Genomic DNA, 553 nt, shown 5'->3' on the forward strand with positions numbered 1-553 from the left:
ATGAGTTACTTGAGCTTTAGTGTGGTCCCACTCAGCCAACAATAACTTTGCTTCATCATTGTTCTGCACTCCATTATACTCACCATTTTTACCTGTTTCTTTCTTCACATGATACATTTGGGTTCTTTGATGTGAATGCTTAAAAATAGACTTACCATGCAACTGTCGATCAAAAGCAATATCATGAATTACAACTTTCCCGTCTCTAAGGATACAAGTTAATAAGTAATGATAATTTTTGAAGGGATACCTAGTTCGAAATATTCGAAGCAATGGATTGCGTTTGTGTCTAACTACAGAGGGTGTGCTTGGATTAGATGAAAGAAAATACATTTCTTTGACAACTTGCTTCTGATCATATTCATTCAGAGACGCAAGCATGACGAGGGATTGTCTTGATAAGTATAGTTTTTTATTGCTAAAGAGTGCAGCCGAAATTCTCACTCGCCCATGTAAGAATTGTTCGATTTCATTAACCGATTTATTATTTAGCCCAATGTAATCAAAAGCCTCTTTCCTTTCAATAAACTCCCAAGTCATTACGAATCCCTAT

General features: G+C 35.8%; 1 pseudogene. It reads right to left on the reverse strand.

Features of this window, described 5'->3' with window-relative positions:
* Positions 1–540: pseudogene (locus tag R8O10_RS26935) on the reverse strand (hypothetical protein); the annotation flags it as partial.
* Positions 541–553 lie beyond the last annotated feature (13 nt).

Origin of the sequence: Vibrio sp. 1727, assembly GCF_033344415.1 — a bacterium.
GTDB lineage: Bacteria > Pseudomonadota > Gammaproteobacteria > Enterobacterales > Vibrionaceae > Vibrio > Vibrio alginolyticus.